5 protein-coding genes are annotated in these 5,957 nt (G+C 72.5%); all 5 read right to left on the reverse strand.

The window, feature by feature from the left end:
* Positions 1-2,343, reverse strand: a 2,343-nt coding sequence (locus tag EIO58_RS11305; protein ID WP_240658758.1) for an alpha-mannosidase, incomplete at its 3' end; no start/stop codon positions are given.
* Positions 2,340-2,921: a D-sedoheptulose-7-phosphate isomerase gene (locus EIO58_RS11310; RefSeq protein ID WP_127819627.1), complete on the reverse strand. Its 582-nt coding sequence runs from the start codon at positions 2,919-2,921 to the stop codon at positions 2,340-2,342. The genes EIO58_RS11310 and EIO58_RS11305, both read right to left, overlap by 4 nt.
* Positions 2,914-3,897, reverse strand: coding sequence for an ROK family protein (locus EIO58_RS11315; RefSeq protein ID WP_127819628.1), 984 nt, complete (start codon positions 3,895-3,897; stop codon positions 2,914-2,916). The genes EIO58_RS11310 and EIO58_RS11315 overlap by 8 nt, the downstream gene beginning before the upstream one ends.
* Before the next feature lie 99 nt (positions 3,898-3,996).
* Positions 3,997-4,914, reverse strand: coding sequence for an aminoglycoside phosphotransferase family protein (locus EIO58_RS11320; protein WP_127819629.1), 918 nt, complete (start codon positions 4,912-4,914; stop codon positions 3,997-3,999).
* A gap of 9 nt (positions 4,915-4,923) precedes the next feature.
* Positions 4,924-5,949, reverse strand: coding sequence for a LacI family DNA-binding transcriptional regulator (locus tag EIO58_RS11325; RefSeq protein WP_127819630.1), 1,026 nt, complete (start codon positions 5,947-5,949; stop codon positions 4,924-4,926).
* Between the last annotated feature and the right edge of the window lie 8 nt (positions 5,950-5,957).

The following is a 5,957-nucleotide window of genomic DNA, read 5'->3' on the forward strand; positions in this document are numbered from 1 at the left end:
GCCGGCGCCGTCGTCGGCGAAGCTGTCGCGGGGCGGGAGGTCGCCGTCGTGGAACGACTCGAGCTGCGCGCGCACGGGAGCCCCGAGCACGGCGGCGCGCCGCGTCGGCTGCGCTGCGCGCCAGTCGCCCGCGTGCGGGAGGAGCTCGAGGCTGAAGCGCTGGACTCCCTGGTCCTGAAACGAGTACACGCCGTCGGGGTCGAGCAGACGCGGGTCGTGCCACGAGTACACGGGGCTGCGCACCGCGGTGATGCCGATGCTCGCGGTCTCGAGCCCCGCGGAGCCGGCGGGCGACACATCCCACCCGTGCTTCGTCGTGGCGACCACGGTGAGACCCGCGGGGACGCCGCCGACTGTGCCGGTGAGGTCGACCCACGACTGCGCGGGCTCCTCGGCGCCGTCGACCGGGCGCTGGATCGTGCCGTACGGGATCTCGTAGGTCGCGGCCGGGTCGTCGAGACCGACGGGGAAGCGCAGCTTCAGCAGGTGCGCCCTCTCTCGCCAGTCGATCGTGACGTCGACGCGCACCGCTCGAGCATCGGAGGAGAGGAGGTACTCCTCGACCAGCGTCGACGAGCCCCACGACTTCTCGACGCGCACGCGCGAGCGCAGCGGCCCGGTCTCGCGCACGACGATGCGGTCGAGGGTCATGGCCGATCCCGGCCACGCATACGAGATGACGCGGTGGCCCCAGGTGTCGGTCGGGTCGTCGCACACCGCGGTGCGCGGCTGGCCGCGGGTGCCGGCGAGGGGATCGATGCCGCTCGCCTTGTCGAGCAGCGACACGACGTCGCCCGTCTCGGGGTCGATCGCGAGGCGCACGTGCACGTTCTCGATGACGGTGCCGTCGTCCGACACCCTGAGTCCGGTCTCGACCGGGGCGGCGGGCCCGGGGAGCATGCGGTACAGGGCGTAGCCGAGGGCCGGGACCTCGGCGCGGAACGTCACGGCGCCGCGGCTCAGATCGCCGGTCGTGGCCGTGGACTGGGTCGCCTGCGACACCACGGGCGCGCCCTCGTGGTCGACGATCCGCACGCCGCGCGGCTGCGCGCCGTACTGCATGTCGACGTCGACCGACACCGGCCACGGGTGCGGGTTGAAGACGACGACGGGCTGGGTCGAGGCATCCATCGGGATGTCGATCCGGCGCGCGATGCGGTTGTGGGCGCGCGCGATGATGCGCTTCGAGATCGCGATCGCCTCGCCGAGCTGGTCGCGCGCGTCGTCGTACGACGGCTCGATCGCAGAGCCGGGCAGGATGTCGTGGAACTGGTTGAACAGGATCTGCTTCCACGCGCGCTCGAGGTCGTCGCGCGGGTACTGCGCTCCGGTCAGCGCGGTGTCGATCGCCGCCCAGCGCTCGGCCGACAGGACGGTCCACTGGGCCTTGCGCTGCCACGCCTTGATGCCCGAGTGCGACGAGTAGCAGCCGGGCGCGTGGTGCTGCAGGTCGTCGCGGCGGACGGCGAGCCCGTCGAGGAATCCCTCGCCACGGGCGAGCATCTCGTCGAAGTACGCGCGCGGTGACGACATCGTCATCCTTCCGAAGCTGCCCATGCGGTCGGAGCGGTGGATCGACTCGATGTTCGCCTTCGTCGGCCCGCCGCCGTGGTTGCCGACGCCGTAGAAGACCATCATCTCGCCGAGCGAGCGGTCAAGCTGCCCGAGCGACTTCTCGGTCTGACCCGACACGTCGCCTGGGGGGCTGCAGTACTCGAACGGGATGCGGTACGCGAGCACCCGCGAGCCGTCGGCCGATTCCCACTGGAACAAGGTCTCGTCGAGGTCGCCCTCGTGGGGACCCGGGCGCAGGAAGCAGTATGAGTCCATGCGCTGCGCGCGCAGGATCTGGGGGAGCGCGGCGCTGTGGCCGAACGGGTCGACGTTCATGCCGACGGTGGAGATCCTTCCGAAGCGCGACTGCAGGTACCGCTGGCCGTAGAGCCCCTGGCGGGCGAAGGACTCGCCCATGGGCAGGTTGCAGTCCGGCTCGACCCACCAGCCGCCGACGTTGACCCAGCGGCCCTCGGCGACGCGTTGCTGGATTCGCGCGAACATCTCGGGGTCCTGCTCTTCGACCCACGACAGCAGCACGATCTGGTCGCACGTGAACACGAAGTCGGGGTATTCGTCCGTGCGGTCGAGGGCGCTCGCGAAGGTGGCGCGCGCCTCCTGGTACCCCTCCTGCCAGGGCCACAGCCACACCGGGTCGAGGTGGGCGTTGCCGATCATGTGCAGCGTGCGGTCGGGAGTCGCGGCGGGGCGGGTTGCGGACGCCATGCCGCGGGGCTGCGTGCCCGACGGCGCGTTGGCGATGGGTGCCCGATGGTCCTGCGGACTCACGCCGCCGGCTCCTCTCCCGCTGCCCACGCGTCCAGGATCTCGGAAAGCGCGTGCAGGAGGAAGGTGTGCAGCTCCTGGATGCGGGGGGTGGCGCGCGACGGCACGAGGAACGCATGGTCGGCGAGCGGGAGTGCCGGGCCGCCGTCTCCGCCCGCGAAGACAAGCGTGGTGGCGCCGTTCGCCCGAGCGGCCTGGAGCCCGTTCACGACGTTCGCGGACCGGCCGCTGGTCGTGAAGGCGACGACGACGTCGCCGGGCTTCGCGAGCGCCTCGACCTGGCGGGAGAAGACGTCTTCGAACGCGTAGTCGTTGGCGATGCACGTCGACACCGTCGCGTCGGTGGTGAGCGTGACCGCGGGAAGCGGGCGGCGGTCGCGCTTGTAGTGGCCGATCAGCTCGCCGGTGAAGTGCTGGGCGTCGGCGGCGCTGCCGCCGTTGCCGAACGTGTACAGCGTCCCGCCGCGGTCGAACGCGGCGATGAGCGTCGCGCCCACGGTGCGCACCTGCGCGAGGAGCGGCTCGGCGTCACGGGCGGCGCGGAGGTGGGCGTCGAGCTGTTCGTCGAGCCAGTCAGACACGGGCGGCCCCCTTGAGGTCGGATGCGAGGGCAAGGTCGAGGGCGAGGGCTCCGGCGCCGACGACGCACACTTCGTCGCCGAGGCCGGCCAGGGTGATGAGGGCACGTTCGGCCGCCGGGCGCATCGCGGTCGCGGCGACGATGTCGCGCACGGGATCGAGCAGCAGCGTTCCCGAGCGGGTCACACCGCCGCCGAGCACGACGACGTTCGGCTCGAACACGTTGACGAGGTCGGTGACGGCCTGGCCGAGGAGGGCCATGGTCTCGTCCCACACCTCGAGCGCGAGGTCGTCGCCCGCCGCCGCCGCTGCCGAGACGTGCTCCGCGCGCACGAGAGGCTCTGCGCGCAGCGTCGAGTCGCGTTCGCTCGCGGCCAGCAGCTCGTTCGCGCGCACCGCGATGTTGGTTCCGGAGGCGTAGGCCTCGAGGCATCCGCTGCGGCCGCACTCGCACCGGCGCCCGCCGGGCCGCACCATGACATGCCCGAACTCGCCGCCGTTGCCCGCCGCACCCCGGTGCAGCCGGCCGTCGATGACCGACCCGCCGCCGACGCCGGTCGAGAGCGTCAGGTACAGCGCGATGTCGGCGCCCTGCGCGGCGCCGAACCGGTGCTCTCCGAGCACGGCGGCGGTCGCGTCGTTCTCGACGACGGCGGGCGCCCCGAAGGCCTCTGAGGCCATGGCGACGATCGGCACGTCGATCCATCCGGGCAGATGCAGAGGACCGGTCAGGATGCCGGCCGTGGCGTCGAGCGGCCCGCCGCAGCTGATCCCGACCGCGGCGGGAGTGCCCAGGCCCGCCACGGCGATGCTGCGGTGGCCCATGTCGAAGAGGTGCGCGATGACGGCATCGGGGCCGCGATGCTTGTCGGTCGGCTCGGTGATCGCGCCGTGCGTGCGGCCGTCGGCCGTCACCACCGCCACGGCGAGCTTCGTGCCGCCGATGTCGAGCGCGAGCACGGGGTGCTGCGTTGCCATTCGTTCCTCCGGCCTGCGCGACGGCCTGCGTCGCGCCCGATGTGACATCGTTCCCACATAGTAGCAAAGCCCGCCGCCGGCACAACGATCGAAGAGGCCTCAGGCCTCGGCGAAGAGCCGGTCGAGCACGTGGCGCGCGAGCTCCGCCTGGCCAGGGGGCTTGTTCGCGATCATGAGGAGGCCCTTCCACAGTGCCCACCCGCGACCGCGCGCCCACGTCGCGTCGTCGACGGCGTAGTCCCTGCCGAACTGCTCGCGCGCCTCGTCGTGCCTCGAGGTCCATCGGAAGACGGTGTCGCACGCGGGGTCCCCCGTCCCGGCGCAGCCGAAGTCGATGACGGCGGCGAGCTCGCCGCCCCGCACGAGCAGGTTGTTCAGCGACACGTCGCCGTGGAACCACACCGGCGCACCGGTGAACGGCGCGTCGAGGGCATCGCGCCAGATCCCCGCCGCGAGGTCGCGCTCACGTCTGTGCACGCGGTGGAGGATGGCGCCCATCTCGTCGTCCCAGTGCTCGAGAGGCCCGCCGCGGAACGCGCTGTGCAGGCCGGGGGCCGGGGCATCCGTCGTGTCCACCGTCCGCAGCTGCCGCAGGAACGCGGCGATGTCGGCGGCGAAGCGTGCCCAGTCGGCGGGCGGGGTGACGGATGCCGGCTCCCCGGGCGTCCAGCGATGGATCGACCACGGAGCGGGGAACAGGTCGCTGGGCTCACCGACTCCCTCGACGGCGGGGATCGGCAGGGTCAGGTGCGGCGCGAGGCGCGGCAGCCACGTCTGCTCCTTGTGCACCTGCGGCACGTAGCCGGGCGCGCTCGGCAGCCGCACGCTCAGGTCGTCGCCGAGCCGGAAGATGCGGTGGTCGTTGCCGCTGAGCGCGACGGGACGCACGGGGAGTGCGTGCCAGTGCGGGAACTGTGCGGCGAGCAGCTCGCGCACGAGAGCCTCGTCGATGCGGTCCGGCGAGATGCGGTCGGGATCGACGTCGGGGTTGCTGGCGGGGTCGGCGGGGTCGGTCATGGCTCCCCGTCATCGCGCGGGCGGCGCGATCGATCCCCGGTCGACGAAGCGCGTGGGCATCACGATCGTCCGCACCGGGGCGTCGGGGGTGTCGATGCGTTCGAGGAGTGCGCGCATCGCGGTCGCGCCGAGGGCTCCGGCATCCTGGAATCGCGTCGAGACGCCCGGCGTGACCATGCTCATCCACGGCGCGTCGTCGAAGCCGACGATGCTCACGTCGTCGGGCACCCTGAGGCCCAGCGACGCCGCAGCGCGCCACGTGCCCTCGGTGAGCACGTTGTTCGCCGCGAACACCGCAGTCGGACGGTCGGCGCGCGAGAGAATGCGCTGCGCGGCGGCCATCGCCTCGTCGGCGTCCCATCCGGCCTGCACGATGAGGGACTCGTCCGCCCGGATCTTCTTGGCCGCGAGCGCGTCGAGGAACCCGCGGTGGCGCTCGGCACCCGTCGTCCACTCGGTCTCGTCGATCAGCAGCGCGATGCGCTCATGCCCGGCCTTGAGCAGACGCGACGTCGTGTCGCGGGCCGCTGCGCGGTTGTCGACCACGACCGCATCGGTGGCCTCGGCGTCGAAGCGCCGGTCGACCTCGATGAGCGGCACGCCGATGCGGCTGAGGAATCCGCTCAGCTCCCGCGATACGGGGGTTGCGATCACCCCCGACACGCGCGAGGCGACGAGGGCCTCGGCCGCCTCGAGCTCGTCGGCACCCTCACCGCGCAGGTCGGTCATGACCAGGGTGCGACCGTGAGCGCGTGCCTCCTCGCCGATGCCCGACGCGAGTTCGGCGTAGAAGACGTTGCGGAGGTCCGACACGAGCACGCCCACCGACCGGCTGGTGCGCTGCTTGAGGCTGCGCGCCGTGACGTCGACGACGTAGCCCAGCTCCTTCGCGGCGGCGCGCACGCGGTCGCGCACGTCGGGGGCGGCGTAGCCGTTGCCCGACAGTGCGCGCGACGCGGTGGAGCGCGAGACGCCGGCGGCGTCGGCGACCTCGCGAATCGTCGGACGCGCGAACGCCGGGCGCTTGTCGCTCACGACGCCGG

The organism is Microbacterium sp. CPCC 204701, assembly GCF_004010105.1.
Classification (GTDB): domain Bacteria; phylum Actinomycetota; class Actinomycetes; order Actinomycetales; family Microbacteriaceae; genus Microbacterium.